The sequence below is a fragment of the Streptomyces sp. ISL-1 genome, assembly GCF_018614585.1.
Lineage (GTDB): Bacteria > Actinomycetota > Actinomycetes > Streptomycetales > Streptomycetaceae > Streptomyces > Streptomyces maoxianensis.
Genome location: NZ_JAGGOI010000007.1, coordinates 144,352 through 159,940, shown reverse-complemented (window position 1 = coordinate 159,940; position 15,589 = coordinate 144,352). Strand labels below are relative to the sequence as shown.

The 15,589-nt window shown below is 67.1% G+C and carries 11 protein-coding genes and 1 pseudogene; 8 read left to right on the top strand and 4 right to left on the bottom strand.

Going from position 1 to position 15,589, the window contains the following annotated elements; all coding sequences use genetic code 11:
• Nucleotides 1-287: 287 nt before the first annotated feature.
• Nucleotides 288-2,858 carry an ATP-dependent Clp protease ATP-binding subunit gene (locus J7E87_RS35835; RefSeq protein WP_215090711.1) on the top strand — a complete coding sequence of 857 codons (2,571 nt, stop codon included), beginning with the start codon at nt 288-290 and terminating at the stop codon, nt 2,856-2,858.
• Nucleotides 2,859-2,950: 92 nt separating this feature from the next.
• Here J7E87_RS35835 and J7E87_RS06100 read toward each other — a convergent pair whose 3' ends face one another.
• On the bottom strand, nt 2,951-4,735 hold the full coding sequence (locus J7E87_RS06100; RefSeq protein WP_215090708.1) for a sigma-54-dependent Fis family transcriptional regulator: 1,785 nt from the start codon (nt 4,733-4,735) through the stop codon (nt 2,951-2,953).
• Nucleotides 4,736-4,915: 180 nt separating this feature from the next.
• Here J7E87_RS06100 and J7E87_RS06095 point away from each other — a divergent pair, with 180 nt between their 5' ends.
• The 6 genes from J7E87_RS06095 (at nt 4,916) to J7E87_RS06070 (ending at nt 11,524) form a co-directional block, all read left to right on the top strand.
• Nucleotides 4,916-5,941 (top strand): NAD(P)-dependent alcohol dehydrogenase, encoded by a 1,026-nt coding sequence (locus J7E87_RS06095; protein WP_215090706.1) that lies wholly within the window; start codon nt 4,916-4,918, stop codon nt 5,939-5,941.
• A 17-nt stretch (nt 5,942-5,958) separates the two neighbouring features.
• Nucleotides 5,959-7,557, top strand: a complete 1,599-nt coding sequence (locus J7E87_RS06090; protein ID WP_215090703.1) for an extracellular solute-binding protein — start codon at nt 5,959-5,961, stop codon at nt 7,555-7,557.
• 80 nt (nt 7,558-7,637) lie between these two features.
• Nucleotides 7,638-8,516: a carbohydrate ABC transporter permease gene (locus tag J7E87_RS06085; RefSeq protein ID WP_215090702.1), complete on the top strand. Its 879-nt coding sequence runs from the start codon at nt 7,638-7,640 to the stop codon at nt 8,514-8,516.
• Nucleotides 8,513-9,358: a carbohydrate ABC transporter permease gene (locus J7E87_RS06080; protein ID WP_215090700.1), complete on the top strand. Its 846-nt coding sequence runs from the start codon at nt 8,513-8,515 to the stop codon at nt 9,356-9,358. Before J7E87_RS06085 ends, J7E87_RS06080 begins: the two co-directional genes overlap by 4 nt.
• Nucleotides 9,355-10,443 carry an ABC transporter ATP-binding protein gene (locus J7E87_RS06075; protein WP_215090698.1) on the top strand — a complete coding sequence of 363 codons (1,089 nt, stop codon included), beginning with the start codon at nt 9,355-9,357 and terminating at the stop codon, nt 10,441-10,443. The genes J7E87_RS06080 and J7E87_RS06075 overlap by 4 nt, the downstream gene beginning before the upstream one ends.
• Before the next feature lies 1 nt (nt 10,444).
• Complete coding sequence (locus tag J7E87_RS06070; protein WP_215090696.1) at nt 10,445-11,524, top strand: ABC transporter ATP-binding protein; 1,080 nt, start codon at nt 10,445-10,447, stop codon at nt 11,522-11,524.
• A gap of 247 nt (nt 11,525-11,771) precedes the next feature.
• Here J7E87_RS06070 and J7E87_RS06065 read toward each other — a convergent pair.
• Nucleotides 11,772-12,049: pseudogene (locus J7E87_RS06065) on the bottom strand (flavodoxin family protein); the annotation flags it as partial.
• Between J7E87_RS06065 and J7E87_RS06060 the strand changes: the two are divergent.
• The gene (locus tag J7E87_RS06060) at nt 12,014-12,280 is read left to right on the top strand and encodes a thiamine pyrophosphate-dependent enzyme (protein WP_215090694.1); all 267 of its coding nucleotides are present in this window, start codon (nt 12,014-12,016) and stop codon (nt 12,278-12,280) included. The pseudogene J7E87_RS06065 and the gene J7E87_RS06060 overlap by 36 nt on opposite strands.
• An 855-nt stretch (nt 12,281-13,135) precedes the next feature.
• Here the strand turns inward: J7E87_RS06060 and J7E87_RS06055 are convergent.
• Both J7E87_RS06055 and J7E87_RS06050 read right to left on the bottom strand, forming a co-directional pair.
• Entirely contained in the window at nt 13,136-14,296 is a 1,161-nt protein-coding gene (locus tag J7E87_RS06055; RefSeq protein WP_215090692.1) for an acyl-CoA dehydrogenase family protein, read from the bottom strand.
• A gap of 71 nt (nt 14,297-14,367) precedes the next feature.
• The gene (locus J7E87_RS06050; RefSeq protein WP_308312864.1) at nt 14,368-15,576 is read right to left on the bottom strand and encodes an aminotransferase class I/II-fold pyridoxal phosphate-dependent enzyme; all 1,209 of its coding nucleotides are present in this window, start codon (nt 15,574-15,576) and stop codon (nt 14,368-14,370) included.
• Nucleotides 15,577-15,589: the final 13 nt, after the last annotated feature.

Sequence of the window (15,589 nt, the reverse complement as noted above, 5' to 3'; positions counted from 1 at the left end):
CTGTCGGCTGCGTCAGGCGCGACGGACGAGGACCTTCAGCGCATCGCGCTCCCCGGCCTCGGTTACCGCGCGCCCGGAGCAGCTAATCGCTGCCCGCCGAGCACCCCTGCGATCCCGGTCCCCCAGTCCCGTGTACCGGCATAAAGCTCCTATCTCGTCTAAATTGGTGCGAGTGGGGTTGCGGCGATCCGCGGTCACCACCGACTTGCGGGACCGCGTCCAACACGGCTGCTCGTGCCAGTGAGACAGCGTGGCCCGGTCCGGCCGGGCCACGGGGACGGATACCCATGACCGACGGACAGAAGGGTCCCGAGGACCACGGTCCCGACCCCCTCGGAGAATTCCTCTCGCACTTTCTCGGCAGCGGCCAGGGCGGGGAACCGCCCGATCCGCGGCGCATCGACTTCAGCCGCATGATGAGCGGCCCCGCCCGGCAGCTCGTCACCGCCGCAGCGTCCTATGCCGCCCAGCACGGGAGCACCGACCTCGACACGGAGCACCTCCTGCGGGCGGCGCTCTCCACCGAGCCGACCCGTGGCATGGTCTCGCGGGCGGGTGCCGATCCCGACGCGCTCGCCGCCGAGATCGACCGGCAGGCCGGGGAAGGGCCGCCACGCAGCTTCATCGCCGTCACGCCGGCGGTCAAGCGCGCTCTGCTCGACGCCCATGAGATCGCGCGCTCCACCGGCGCCTCCTATATCGGCCCGGAACACGTGCTGGTCGCACTCGCCGCCAACCGCGGCTCCGCGGCGGGGCAGATCCTCAACGCCGCGCACTTCTCGCCGTCCGCCGGTGCCGGGGACGGCTTCACTCCCCTGCCCGGCAGCGCCGGCCAGCGTCCCGGACCCGGACCCGGACCCGGTCACAACGAGCGGAACACCCCCAACCTGGACAAGTTCGGCCGTGACCTGACCTACCTGGCGCGGGAGGGCCGCATTGACCCGGTCATCGGCCGTGACGAGGAGATCGAGCAGACCATTGAGGTCCTCGCCCGCCGAGGCAAGAACAATCCCGTCATGATCGGCGAAGCCGGAGTGGGCAAGACCGCCGTCGTCGAGGGACTGGCCCAGCGCATCGCGGACGGCGACGTGCCGGACATCCTGCTCGGTCGGCGTGTCATCCAGCTCGACCTCCCGGGAGTCGTTGCCGGTACCCGCTTCCGTGGGGACTTCGAGGAACGGCTCACCGGCCTCATCGACGAGATCCGCGCCCACTCGGACGAGTTGATCGTCTTCATTGACGAACTGCATACCGTCGTCGGAGCGGGCGGCGGCTCCGAGGGCGGCCCGATGGACGCGAGCAATATGCTCAAGCCCGCCCTCGCCCGCGGCGAACTCCATGTCGTGGGCGCCAGCACGCTCGAGGAGTACCGCCGCTACATCGAGAAGGACGCCGCGCTCGCCCGCCGCTTCCAGCCGGTTCTGGTCTCAGAGCCCAGCCCCGCGGACGCCGTCGAGATCCTGCAGGGTCTCCGGGACCGCTACGAAGCCCATCACCAGGTCCGCTACACCGACGAGGCACTGCTCGCCGCCGTGGAGCTGTCCGACCGCTACCTCACAGACCGCTACCTGCCCGACAAGGCGATCGACCTCATGGACCAGGCCGGCGCACGGGTCCGACTCCGCTCCTCCACCCGCGGCACCGACATCCGCGCCATGGAACGCGAAGTGGAGCAACTCACGCGGGACAAGGACCAGGCCGTCGCCGCCGAGCAGTACGAGCGGGCGACCGAGCTGCGCGACCGCCTCGCCGACCTCGACCGGCAGATCACCAGTGAAGGCCCCACGAAGCAGCCGCGCAGCCATGTCGCCGAGGTCACCGTCGAAGACATCGCCGGCATTGTGTCCCGCCAGACCGGGATTCCCGTGAGCAGCCTCACCCAGGAGGAGCGGGACCGACTGCTGAGTCTCGAGGAGCATCTGCACAAGCGCGTCATCGGCCAGGACGAAGCCGTGACCGCCGTCGCCGACGCCGTACTGCGCTCTCGGGCCGGTCTGGCCGACCCCGGCCGTCCGATCGGGAGCTTCCTCTTCCTCGGCCCCACCGGTGTGGGCAAGACCGAACTCGCCCGCGCGCTCGCGGAGGCGCTCTTCGGGAGCGAGGACCGGATGATCCGCCTCGACATGAGCGAGTACCAGGAACGGCACAGCGTCAGCCGCCTGGTCGGCGCTCCCCCCGGCTACGTCGGCCACGAGGAGGCCGGACAGTTCACCGAAGCGGTGCGGAGGAACCCCTACTCGCTGCTGCTCCTGGACGAGATCGAGAAGGCGCACCCCGACGTCTTCAACATCCTGCTGCAGGTGCTCGACGACGGGCGGCTCACCGACTCCCAGGGCCGCACGATCGATTTCAAGAACACCGTGATCGTCATGACCAGCAACCTCGGTTCTGAGGCCATCACCGGTCGCGGCGGTGCGATGGGCTTCGGCGCCGGCGACACGGACACGGACACGGACGAGCAGGCCCGCCGCGAGCGGGTGCTGCGCCCACTGCGCGAACACTTCCGGCCGGAGTTCCTCAACCGCATCGACGAGATCGTGATCTTCCGCCAGCTCGCCGACCAGCAGCTACGGCAGATCACCAGCATGCTGCTGGACGAGTCCAGGCGTCGGCTCCGCGCTCAGGACGTCACCGTCGAGGTCACCCCGGCCGCTGTCGAATGGCTTGCCCAACGCGGCTACCAGCCCGAATACGGCGCCCGACCGTTGCGCCGTACGATCCAGCGCGAGGTCGACAACCGGCTCTCCCGCATGCTGCTCGAGGGCAACCTGCAGCCCCACAGCCGCCTCCGGATCGATGTCGCCGACGGCGAGCTGGCCTTCCACAGGGAGGAAGAAACCACGGCACCCGTCGGCTAGGTCTAAAACTGACGAGGCGCCGTTCATGTTCGCGGCCACGACAATCCCGTGTGCGTTGCGTGTGTACGCCACTGGGGAAGCCTGCGGGAGTCCTAGGTGAGGCTCGACGGGACGATCCCGTAACGGCGCATCTTGCGGTACATGGTGGCGCGGGAGATACCGAGATCCTGTGCGGTGCGCTGGACGTTGGAGTTGCGGTCCATCAGCCCGCGGAGAATAGCGTCCCGTTCCAGCGCTTCGATGGTGGTCAGGACTTTGTGCGAGGACACCCGGCATTCCGGCGGGAGATCCTCCACTCGCAGGATCCGGACGGACGGCCGCCGCGCCAGGCCGCGGATCACCGACTCGAGCTGCCGGACATTCTCCGGCCAGGGGCAGCGCTGCAGCATCGTCAGCGCATCCGGGGAGCAGCTACTCTCTCCGCTCGGCCTGTATTTGAGCAGGAAGAACCGGACCAAGTGCTCGATGTCTCCATAGCGATGACGGAGGGGAGGCACCTCTACCGAAGCGTCGCACAGACGGTCGAGCACGTCGTCGGTCGTGACCATGGACGGTTGGCTGGTCATGATCAGTTGCCCGGTGGCGGTCGTGTCCAGGCGTGTCAGGAGGCTTCGCAGCTGCTGGCGCAAGTGAGCGGCAAGAAGGTGGACATCGCGCAGGACGACCACGTTCGACGGCTCGGCCAGCAGCTCGCGGACGTTGCGCAGCCATTGCTCGGTGGCGTGAGCGGACTCCGACAGCGGCGCTTCCACCCTCTCGAGCCGGCGCCCGGCACCTTTGGCTCGGTGGAGGGCTTCGATCAGCGTCCGCTTCCCGGCCCCGGCTTCTCCCACAAGATGAAGCCAGGACCCGGCGACGAACGCCGCTTCGGTTTCGGCGACCGCGCTCAGCCATCGCGGTGAGGAGCCCACCAGGCCCAGGCCCGATCGTGTGGATCCAGCGGAAGCGACCGGTCCGGACTGGGGACGCCCGATGACCCGGACTCGGAAGATGGTGCCCGCGTCGCTGTCCTCGCGCCGGCTACGGCTGACCCGGAGCTCGGCGATGCGTCCGGAGGGGAGTGCGATGCTCCGGGTACCTTCGAACCGGGGGTCGTCGGCGATCTCATGTGCGTGGTCGAGCAGTGCGTAGTGATCCGTCCCTGTAACGGCCGATCTCAGCTGCTCGTTCATCATGACGACATCGCGATTGATGGCCAGGACAGGCCCGGGGCGCACCGAGGAGCACGCGTCCATGTAGTCCTGGAACAGGGCCCGTTCCCGTCGCGAGCTGATCGCGGCGATCTCACTTTCGATCTGGCCCGCGACAGAGCGGGCCAGGGCCATGAGCATGCCGGCTGAGCCCTGACGGGCCGTGGTCAGGTTGAAGGCTCCCAGCAGGGTGCGCCGGGTGGGATGCAGGATCGGCACGGCCGCGCAGTGGAAGTCCCGCAGCGCCTCGACGTAGTGCTGACTTCCGGCGATCATGACCGGGCGGCCGCTGGCCAGTGCGGTCCCAATGCCGTTGGTGCCCACGTAGCGCTCGGCGAACACGTGGCCCGGGGCCAGTTGCACTCGGTTCAGCCGCGTCGTCAGAGCCTGGTGGGAGACCATGCGGGACAGCACCACGCCGTTGCGGTCGGTGACCATCGTGGAAACCGGGTCGTCGGCCAGTTGCTCGTGCAGCGCGCTCAGGATCGGTAGCGCCGCTTTGGCGAGCGGGCTGTCCAGATTGGGGTTCTCGAGATAGGGAGCGTCGATGCAGCTCGACTTCACCTGGTACTCGATCGAGCGTTGCCAGGAGGCGACCACGAGCGGGCGGGCGCTCGGATCCTTGGTGATCTCCTGGTAGAGCTCTCTGGCTGCTGTCAGAGAGCTGCCAGGTTGATGTCGGGGCATTTAACACTCCCGTATCGCGCGCGTCATCGCTCGGTGGAGTGATTGGAGCAGCTCGATGACGCCGCGCCTATGGCCTGTATCACATTGATACATCCGCGGACCGCTTCTGAGACATCGGCCTGCGCGCGGCGGGCTGTGTAATCGGCGCACCATCCACCCCGCCGATTCGCAGGGAGCGCCATGAAAGCCGTGCAGGTCATCGAGTACGACGAGCCGCCAGTGCTCGTGGATGTGCCGGACCCGCAGATCACCGGTCCGCTGGATGTGATCGTTAAGGTCGGGGGCGCGGGGGTCTGCCGCACCGATCTGCACATTCTCGAAGGACAGTGGAGCGACAAGAGCGGTGTTGTCCTGCCCTACACCATCGGTCATGAGAATGCCGGCTGGGTGCAGGAGGTGGGACAGGCCGTCACCAACGTCAAGGTCGGCGATCCGGTCATCCTGCACCCGCTCGTGACCTGCGGTCTGTGCCGTGCCTGCCGGGCCGGCGACGACGTGCACTGTATGAACTCGGCCTTCCCGGGCATCGACACCGACGGGGGCTATGCGGAGTACCTGAAGACCACCGCCCGCTCAGTGGTGGCACTCGACCCGTCCCTTGAGCCGGCCTCGGTTGCGGCCCTGGCCGATGCCGGGCTCACGGCGTACCACGCTGTCGCCAAGGCGGCCCGGGCCCTGCGGCCGGGCGATCGGGCCGTGGTGATCGGCGCCGGAGGTCTCGGGCACATCGGCATCCAAGTGCTCCGGGCCCTGTCGCCGGTCGAGATGATCGTGATCGACCGAAGCCCGGACGCTCTTGCCCTCGCCAAGGAACTGGGCGCCGAATACACGCTGGTCGCGGACGGGAGTGAGAGCGAACGCGTCCTGGAACTCACCGGCGGGCACGGTGCCGAGGCGGTTTTGGACTTCGTGGGCGAGGGCGGTGCCGTCGAGACCGGCGTGGCCTGCCTGCGCCGCAACGGCAACTACTACGTCATCGGCTACGGGGGCCGTCTCGACGTTCCGACGATCGACGTCATCTCCACCGAGATCAACTTCATCGGCAACCTCGTGGGGTCCTACAACGATCTCTCCGAGCTGATGGTCCTGGCGGCCCAAGGCAAGGTCAGCCTGCACACCCAGCGGTACCCCCTGGCGTCCTTCCATGACGCCCTCGACGACTTGTCCGCCGGTGCCGTCCGCGGCCGAGCGATCTTGATCCCGTGAGTCGAAGGAGCAGACCCATGCGCAACAACTCGTACAAGGGCATGATCGCCGCCGCGGCCGTCGTAGCCCTCACCGCCACAGGATGTACCAGTCAGGACCAGCCGGAGAGCAAGCCCGACAGGCCGGCGCTGTTCAAGCCGGGTGAGGAGATCAGCTACAGAAAGTACGGCAAGGACTACCCGGCCACGGAGGTCAAGGACGTACCGGGTCCCTGCAGTTACGAGTCGATCAGCCGTAAGGACTACTCCGGGCAGACGCTGAAGATCATCAGCCATGCCGTCCCCGTCATCGGCGAGCCGACCAAGCTGCATGCCAGGCAGTTCGAGGAGATCACCGGGGCAAAGGTGGAGGTGGTCAACGTCCCGTTCGGGGAGCTGCACCAGAAGATCCTCACGCCCCTGCAAGCGGGCCAGCCGGCGTACGACGTCATGTTCTACCCCTCCTTGTGGATCGGCGACATGGCCCCGTATCTGGCCCCGGTGCCGAAGGAGTACCTGGACACCCCCGGCATGAAGGACGTCACGAAGGCCTATATGGACGTGGCGACCTGGAACGGGAAGGTCGTTCAGTACCCCGTGGACGGTGACCGGCATTACCTCAAGGTCCGCACGGACGTACTGAAGGACCCGGAGCGGCAGGCGGCGTACAAGGCGGCCACGGGCAAGGACCTGCGCACGCCCAAAACCTGGGCCGAATACCAGGAGATCGCCGCGTTCTTCAGCGGCAAGGACCTCGACGGTGACGGCAAACCCAACTTCGGCAGTGCCGAGGTGACCAAGCGTGACGACCTGACGTTCTCCGCCTTCATCAGCCGTGCGGCACCGTATGTGAAGCACCCGGACGTCAAGGGGGGCCTCTTCTTCGACCTGGACACCATGAAGCCTCTGATCAACACCCCCGGCTTCGTACGCGCTCTCGACGACATGGTGAAAGCCAAGTCGACCTGGGCACCCGGTGGCGCCAACTTCGGTCTGGGCGACGAGATCTTCTCCTTCGGAGGCGGCCAGACACTGATGTCCTACTCATGGGACGACGCGTTCATCCAGGCCCAGCAACCGGACAGCAGGATACGCAACAAGATCGAAGCGGCGGCGCTGCCCGGTTCCACCGAGGTCTACAACCGCACCACAAAGACCTGGGACAAGAAGCCGAACCAGGCTCCCTACTTCACCTGGGGGTGGACCTCGGCGGTGTCCAAGGCCTCGGGCCACCAGAAGATGGCCTTCGACTATCTGTGCTTCTTCAGCAACGAGGCGAATACCGCCCTCGACCTGACCGTCGGCCGCTTCGGCGTCAATCCTTACCGCAACGCCCACTTCGATGCGGCGTTCTGGGAGAAGCAGGGCTGGGACAAGGACGTCGCGAAGTCGTACGTGCAGACGCTCTCCGGCATGGAGAAGAGCACCAACCGCGTCTTCGACCTGCGTGTCCCCGGTGTCAACCAGTACATGTCCGCGCTGGCCAACGGCGTCGCCGCGGCTCTGGCGGGGCAGAAGGCGCCGCAGCAGGCACTGGACGAGGCGGCCCGGGAATGGTCCAAGATCACCGAGCAGATCGGCAAGGACAAGGTCCGCGACGCCTATCGCAACGTGGTCGCGCTCGAGGACTACCGCTGACCCGACCGCAGGACGCCCCGGGTGGCCGGCCGGTTCGGCCGGCCACCCGGGGGCGACCGCCCCTTTCCGCAAGGAGAACCATGTACGGCCTGCGCCGGCACAAGAGCATGTTCCTGCTCCCAGGACTGCTCACACTCCTACTGATCATCATCTTCCCTCTTCTGTTCACCATCCGCGTCAGCTTCTCCGGCTGGAACGTCAGCAGCCCTCAGATGGACTTCATCGCAGGGGCCAACTACGCCGCGATGCTGCACGACAGCCGCTTCTGGTCCGCGATCATGCGCCTGATCCTGCTGGCGGGCGGCACCGTCCTGATCCAGTACGTCGTTGGGTTCGGCATGGCCCTGCTCGTCTGGCGCGACGTACGCGGCCGCAGGTTCTGGCGGGTGCTGTTCCTCGTCCCCATGATGACCACTCCCGTCGTGATGGCCGCCATCTGGCAGATGATCTTCCACGAGTCGCTGGGGCCACTGAACGATCTACTCGGGATGCTGGGCCTGACCAAGGTTGCCTGGCTCACCGAGTCCGGGCCGGCGCTGGTCGCGCTGATGACCGTCGAGGTCTGGCAATGGACCCCGTTCATGTTCCTGCTGCTGCTGGCCGGCCTGCTGAGCCTTCCCAAGGAACCGTTCATGGCCGCCGCGATCGACGGCGCCGACGTGTGGCGCACCTTTTGGAAGGTGACCTTCCCGCTCATGGCGCCGGTGTCGGTCGCGGCGGTCATCATCCGGCTGATCGAGGCCTCCAAACTCTCCGACAGCGTCTACGTGCTGACCTCCGGGGGGCCGGGCTCCTCCACGGAGACTCCGGGCTACTACCTCTACATCCAGGGGCTGCGGGATCAGCAGACCGGCTACAGCGGGGCGATGTCCCTCACCTACCTGGTCCTGATGATCGTCACGCTCACCGTTGTCGCCGCCATGCTCACCAGAGCCCTCAAGCTGAAGGGGCACTCATGAGGCCACGCCTTTACCCCGTATTCAAATACACCGTGATCGCACTGTGGGCCTGCTTCGTCGCGGGTCCGTTCTTCTGGGCCATGACGACCAGTTTCAAGGACGCCAACGCAGTGCAGGGCGGCGCCACATATCTTCCCTGGATCCAGTACCAGCCCACCGCCACCGGCTGGCGCAACATATTTGGCGGAGCCGGTGGCATCGATGTGATCCAGCCCTTCCTCAACAGTGCCATCGTCACCATCGCCGCCTCGGCCATCAGCCTCGTTCTCGGATCCCTGGCCGCCTACGCGTTGTCCCGCTACCGGTTCAAGATCGGCTTTATCAAGAACAGCGACATCGTCTTCTTCTTCGTGTCACAACGGATCATGCCGCCCGTCGTCCTGGTGATCCCTTTCTTCTATCTGCTGCAGTGGGCGGGCCTCCTGGACACCATCGCGGGACTGGTCATCGTGACGGTCGCCCTGCTGCTGCCGATCGCGGTGTGGGTGATGGTGGACTTCTTCAACGGCATCCCGCGTGAGATCGACGAGATGGCCATGCTCGACGGATGCGGGCCGTTGCAGACCTTCGTGCGGGCGATCCTGCCGAACTCCCTGCCCGGGCTGACCGTGGCCGCGATGTTCTGCGCGGTGTTCGGCTGGAACGACTTCTTCTTCGCCTTCAGGCTGACCTTCACCGAGGTCCAGACTCTGCCCCAGGCGGTCGTCGCCCTCAACTCGTCCATCCCGCCCTGGTGGACCCTGTCCGCGGCTGCCCTGTTCGGTGTGGCGCCGCTGGTCCTGCTCGCCATCTGGGTGGAGCGCTATCTGTCAAAAGGCAACCTGTCGGGAGCAGTCCGATGACCCTGAGTGCCACTGATCTGAGCCTGACCGTCGATGGCGTCGACCATCTCAAGAGCGTGACCGCAACGTTTGAACCGGGACGGCTCCACACTGTCATCGGCCGGACCATGGCGGGAAAGACGACGCTGCTGCGGGCCCTGGCCGGCCTGCAGGAGGTTGACTCCGGCTCCCTGACCAGGGACGGAGCCGACCTCATGAGAACGCCGGTCTGGCGGCGCGACACCGCCATGGTCTACCAGCAGTTCATCAACTACCCACATCTCAGCGTGTTCGGCAACGTGGCCTTCCCGCTCCGGCGCCAGGGGCTGTCACGGGACGAGATCCAACGACGGGTCAGCAAAAGCCTGGCGCTTGTCGGCCTGACCGGCTTCGAGCGGCGCAAGCCGTCGCAGCTCTCCGGCGGACAGCAGCAACGCGTCGCCGTGGCGCGCGCCCTCGCACGCGGCACGGGAATTCTCCTGCTCGACGAGCCACTGGCCAACCTCGACTACAAACTGCGCGAACAGCTGCGCGACGAGTTCAAGACCCTCTTCTCGGACCAGGGCGACACGATAGTGGTCTATACGACGACCGAGCCCGCCGAGGCGATGATGCTCGGTGACGTGGTGCTGGTCATGCACGAGGGACGGATCCTCCAGGTCGGCCCCCCGCAGGAGGTCTTCGAGCGCCCGGCGACGACCACCGTGGCATCCATCATCAACGACCCGCCCATGAACATCTTCCCTGGCCGGATCGAGGGGGGTCAGGTCACGGTGGCCGGCTTCCAGGCCACGCACGTATCCGCGCATCTCGCCCAACTGCCCGACGGTGCCTACCAGTTCGGCCTGCGGGCAACGGATGTCAGCCTGGCCTCCGCCGGTGTCGAGGGCGCGGTCACCTTCGTGGAGATCTCCGGCTCCGAGACCTTCGTTCACGCGGCTGTCGGCAAGACTCCGTTCGTCATACAGATCGAGGGCATCCATGACGTCGCTCTCGGTGACCTTGTGAAACTCCGGCTACGCCCCGAGCGGCTGTACGCCTTCGACGAGAAGGGCTCGCTCGTGCGGACACCTTCGTACGATCTTGTTTCAGTGGGAGGGCGTTGAGATGGCGCAGTTGGACATCGTCGACGTCGGGCACAGCTACACGCCCGGCGCCGAAGAGAAGCAGTGGGCCCTCAAGCCACTGAGGCTGACCTTCGAGGCCGGCAAGACGTACGCACTGGTGGGACCGTCGGGCTGCGGCAAGACGACGCTGCTGAACATCCTGTCCGGGCTGGTCAAACCGTCACAGGGCCAGGTCCTGTTCGACGGCGTCGACGTCACGGCTCTGCCGACTAAGGCGCGCAACATCGCCCAGGTCTTCCAGTTCCCCGTCATCTACCACTCGATGACGGTGTACGAGAACCTCGCCTTCCCGCTGCAGTGCCGCCGGTGGGACAAGGCAAGGATCGATGCCAAGGTCCATCAGGTGGCGGAGGCGCTGGACCTGGACGACCGGTTGGGGCAGCCCGCCCGGCGGCTCACCGCGGACGACAAGCAGCTGATCTCGCTCGGCCGTGGCCTTGTCCGTGACGACGTGGCGGCCGTGCTGATGGACGAGCCCCTGACCGTCATCGATCCGCAGCTGAAGCACTCTTTGAGGCGGAAGATCCGTGAGATCACCGAGCAGTTCCAGCCCACGGTGATCTACGTTACCCACGACCAGTACGAAGCCATGAGCGTTGCGCAGGAAGTGCTGGTCATGAGGGACGGCCAGGCCATGCAGCAGGGCACTCCGGAGCAGCTCTTCGAGGCACCCTCATCAGCATACGTCGGCTACTTCATCGGCTCACCGGCCATGAACTTCCTCACCCTGGACCGGGCGCACCAGGAGTTCACCCTCGGAGGCCGGACCCTGGCCGTGGCGTGGGACATCCCGGGGAGCACCAGCGAGGTCCAGGTGGGAATCCGGCCCGAGTACGTCAAGGTCGTCACGGAACCCGGGCCAAACACCTTTGCCGCCAGGCTTCGCGGTGTCCAGGACCACGGCCCTCAGCGCGTGCTCGAGATCGACGTGGCCGGCCAGCCCATGAAGGCGAAGGTGCCGCGAGAGGACGGGGTTCCTGCGATCGAGGAATTCCTGGTGCATCTACCGCGCGCGAAGGCGCTCCCCTATTCGGACGGTTACCTGGTTCTCCAGTCGTAGAGCGAGTGGTTGCCGACGGGAGGCCAGTTGCAGTCGGAGAAACAGCAGTCCCCGCTGTCGCTGCCGGCTCTCACGCCGGCGTAGACGGCATCATCCGCAGCGGACCGCGGGGCCGGTCGTACACGCGCGAACGACCGGTCTTGCGGAGGTCTTTCTGAACCGCACCAATGGTCGGCAGACTGCGGCACGGATCAGGCGGGCGTCGTCCATGCCTTCATGGTGCGCCGGCCGGGCCGTCCGCCGCTTCTCAGCGGTGTCCGGGATTCGGGTAGCCGAAGCGGCAGTCGGCGTCCCACTCGGCGCGCCGGTTGCCGTGCGCCGGAATGCCGCCCGCCTGCTTGAGCTTGGCAGCGAGGTGCATCAGGTTCCAGGTCCTGAAGGTGGTGTTGCGGTTGGTGAACTCGTTCTCGGGCCCGCCGGACCCGGGGTCGAGGTACGACAGTCCCGGGTCCGGCCTCGCCGATCCAACCCGCGTCGGGATGCGTCGGGATGCGTCGGGATGGTGTAGCCGAGGTGCTGGAGCTCGAACTCGGATGCCACAGCCATGCCCGCTTCACCAACCCGGACTTCGTCACCTACGCCGAGAGCTTCGGCGCACGCGGCCACTACATCAAGGCCGCCGGTGAACTGCTGCCGACGCTGCGGCGCGCGCTGCACGACGACGGCGTGTCCGTGATCGCCTGCCCTGTCGACTACTCCGAGAAACTGCGCCTGACCGACCGGCTCGCCGAGCTCCACGGCCCCCTCCGACTCTGACCCTGCAGCTGAAGGGGGGGCACACTTGCCGTGACTGATGCTCATGGCTCGCGGCTCTCTCAGCCGAAGGGCTGTGTGGGCTTGAGCCCTGATGCTGCCGCGCGGCCTGCGGCTGCCGCGCGGTTGGGGGCGTTACCGGATAGCCGATCCCGCCAATACCGGAACATCGCGGACAGCAGGCGAGCGCTTTACCGGCACAATCCCCGGGGAACAGCCGCCTTCAGCGACGCCTGACCTGCATCTCAGCATGGATGACGACCCATCAGGGCGAGCGTCATGTGGGTCAAGATATCGCTTGTAACGCACATGACGCACACGGCCTGAAACCGCAGGTCAGTCGGCCTTGTCCGCGGGCTCAAGGATCGCCACGCACTCCACATGATGCGTCATCGGAAACAAGTACGATTTTGAGTTGCCGAAGAATGCGCAGGTCAGGAGGATTTTCCGGCTTCTGAACGTCGGGGGGCCGGGGCTGGAGCGTCAAACGAGCGTCACGGCCCAGCAGCCTCCTGGGCGGACCCTGCATGTGGCATGAGCGTCGTAGCTGGGTCGAGGCCCCCGGCAGACGGACCCTGCTGGCCGATGTCTCGCCCAGGATCCGCCGTCCAGGGCTGCGAGCAGCAAGGCCGGATCGCCGTCGCCTGTGTCCGCCGCTCTTTGCAGGACGGTGCGAAGGCAAGGGCGGTCAGCATGACTGGTGAGGACCGTGGCGAGCGCGATGGCCGCCGTGGTAGCTCCGGCGTCGGCCGCCAGCCGCCAAGATGTCGCCGCCTCGTCGGTCTCCCCGTCTCGCTCAGTACGTCGCCGAGGTGCAAGAGAGCGTTGCGGTGACCTTGCACTGCGGCCTGCGAGAACTCAGGCCGGGAGGCCCAGTTCCCTCGCGATTAGCATGCGCTGGACCTCGCTCGTGCCCTCGCCGATCTCCAGGATCTTGGAGTCCCGCCACATCCGCGCCACCGGGTACTCGTTCATGAACCCGTACCCACCATGGATCTGCGTCGCCTCACGCGCGTTGTCCACCGCCACCGTCGAGGAGTACAGCTTCGCCACCGCCGCCTCCTTCTTGAACGACTCCCCCCGCACCAACCGCGACGCCGCGTCCCGCCAGCCCACCCGCGCCATGTGGGCCCGCATCTCCATGTCCGCGATCTTGAACTGAATCGCCTGGTAATCACCGATCGGGCGCCCGAACGCGCGACGCTCACGCGCGTACTTCACCGACTCGTCCACACACCCCTGCGCCAACCCCGTCGCCAGCGCCGCGATCGCCACCCGCCCCTCGTCCAGGATCCGCAGGAACTGCGCGTACCCACGCCCCTCCTCACCCAGCAGATTCCCACCCGGCACCCGCACGTCCGAGAACGACAGCCCACGCGTGTCCGACGCGTTCCAGCCCACCTTTGAATACGGCGCCGCCACCGTGAGCCCCGGCGTCCCGGACGGCACGATGATCGACGAGATCAGCGGCCGCTCGTCCGGCTTGCGACCCGTCACCGCCGTCACCGTCACCAGGCCCGTGATGTCCGTACCCGAGTTGGTGATGAAGCACTTCGACCCGTTGATCACCCACTCACCCGTCGCCTCGTCCCGCACCGCCGTCGTCCGCGTCCCGCCCGCATCCGAACCGCACTCCGGCTCCGTCAGCCCGAACGCCCCCAGCATTTCCCCCGCACACAACTTCGGCAGCCACTGCCGCTTCTGCTCCTCAGTCCCGAAACGGAACACCGGCATAGCCCCCAGCGAGACACCCGCCTCCAGCGTGATCGCCACCGAGGAGTCCACCCGCGCCAGCTCCTCCAACGCGATCCCCAGGGCCAGGTAGTCCCCGCCCATCCCTCCGTACTCCTCCGGGAACGGCAGCCCGAACAGCCCCATCCGTCCCATTTCCCGCACGATCTCGTACGGAAACTCGTGGCGCTCGTACAGATCCCCGATCTTCGGGGCCACCACGTCATGGGCGAACTCGGCGACGGTGCGGCGCAGTTCCTCGTGCTCGAGGGTGAGGCGATGGTCCATGGTCTTCGGCGGTCCTTAAGTGAGAGGGTTCGTACACAAGAAGAGCCGGCGGGGTCAGTCCGCCCGGCGGGTCAGGCCTGCCACTTCCCGGTCAGTCGCGAGGTGGCTTCGCGCACCACGTCCGCAGGCTTGCAGAAGGAGAAGCGCACGAGACGGTCGGTGTGCGGGTTCTGTGGGCTGTGGCGGAATGCGGAACAGGGAATGGCCGCTACACCCGCGCGCGCGGGAAGGTCCCGGCAGAACCGCGTCCCGTCCAGATAGCCGGCTCCCCGTACGTCCGCCTGGAGGAAGTACCCGCCTTCGCAGCGATAGGTGCGCAGTCCGGCCTGTTCGAGACCGGTGCGCAGCAGGTCCCTGTGGCGTTGCAGCGTGCTGCGCAGCTCCGCCGTCCACGCCTCCTCGTCGCCGAGCATGCGCGCCACGGCGAGCTGGAACGGCGTGCCGGAGGCGAAGGTGAGGAACTGCTTGACGGAGAGGACAGCTTCCACCAGCCTGTCCGGTCCGCAGGCCCAGCCGACCTTCCAACCGGTGACGTTGAACGTCTTGCCCGCGGACGAGACCACCAGGGTGCGCTCCCGCATGCCGGGGACCGAGGCGAGCGAGTGGTGCCCGGCCCCGTCGTACACGAGGTGTTCGTAGACCTCGTCCGTGACGGCGGTCAGTTCGTGGTCCAGGCACACCCGGGCCACGGCGGCGAGTTCCGCAGCGGTGAAGACCTTGCCCGTGGGGTTGTGCGGTGAGTTGAGCAGCAGCAACCGGGTGCGCGGGGTGACCGCCGCCCGCAGCGCGGCCTCGTCCAGGCAGAACCGGTCGCCCTCCGTCGCCAGCGGGACGGCGACGAGCCGGGCGCCCGCCAGCGAGGCGGCGGCTTCGTAGGCGTCGTAGCAGGGGTCAAGGGTGAGGACCTCGTCCCCGGGGTTGCACAGTGCCAGCAGGGCCGCTGTGACGGCCTCGGTCGCTCCGGCGGTGACGACGACCTCGCGGTCGGCGTCGTAACGGATTCCGGAGCGACGCAACCGGCTGTCTGCTATCGCCCGCCGCAGCTCGGCCAGGCCCGCTGCGGGCGGGTACTGGTTGTGCCCTTCGGCGATGGCCGCCATGGCGTCGTCCAGGAGGGCGCGGGGGGCGCTCAGCCCGGGTGCGCCCTGGCCCAGGTCGATCGCACCATACCGCTCGGCGAGCTCGCGGGTTTCGGTAAAGACGGACGGGCGGAAGTTCTGGATGCGATCGGCCCTGCGCAGGCGCGGGCGCGTGGGCGGCAGGGGCTGTGCCGACGGCACTGTGGTGGTGTCC

What these genes read in the sequence shown, in the direction of transcription:
- J7E87_RS35835 (WP_215090711.1), top strand. Translation starts at nt 288, where the DNA reads ATGACCGACGGACAGAAGGGTCCCGAGGACCACGGTCCCGACCCCCTC.
- J7E87_RS06100 (WP_215090708.1), bottom strand. Translation starts at nt 4,735, where the DNA reads ATGCCCCGACATCAACCTGGCAGCTCTCTGACAGCAGCCAGAGAGCTC.
- J7E87_RS06095 (WP_215090706.1), top strand. Translation starts at nt 4,916, where the DNA reads ATGAAAGCCGTGCAGGTCATCGAGTACGACGAGCCGCCAGTGCTCGTG.
- J7E87_RS06090 (WP_215090703.1), top strand. Translation starts at nt 5,959, where the DNA reads ATGCGCAACAACTCGTACAAGGGCATGATCGCCGCCGCGGCCGTCGTA.
- J7E87_RS06085 (WP_215090702.1), top strand. Translation starts at nt 7,638, where the DNA reads ATGTACGGCCTGCGCCGGCACAAGAGCATGTTCCTGCTCCCAGGACTG.
- J7E87_RS06080 (WP_215090700.1), top strand. Translation starts at nt 8,513, where the DNA reads ATGAGGCCACGCCTTTACCCCGTATTCAAATACACCGTGATCGCACTG.
- J7E87_RS06075 (WP_215090698.1), top strand. Translation starts at nt 9,355, where the DNA reads ATGACCCTGAGTGCCACTGATCTGAGCCTGACCGTCGATGGCGTCGAC.
- J7E87_RS06070 (WP_215090696.1), top strand. Translation starts at nt 10,445, where the DNA reads ATGGCGCAGTTGGACATCGTCGACGTCGGGCACAGCTACACGCCCGGC.
- J7E87_RS06060 (WP_215090694.1), top strand. Translation starts at nt 12,014, where the DNA reads ATGCGTCGGGATGGTGTAGCCGAGGTGCTGGAGCTCGAACTCGGATGC.
- J7E87_RS06055 (WP_215090692.1), bottom strand. Translation starts at nt 14,296, where the DNA reads ATGGACCATCGCCTCACCCTCGAGCACGAGGAACTGCGCCGCACCGTC.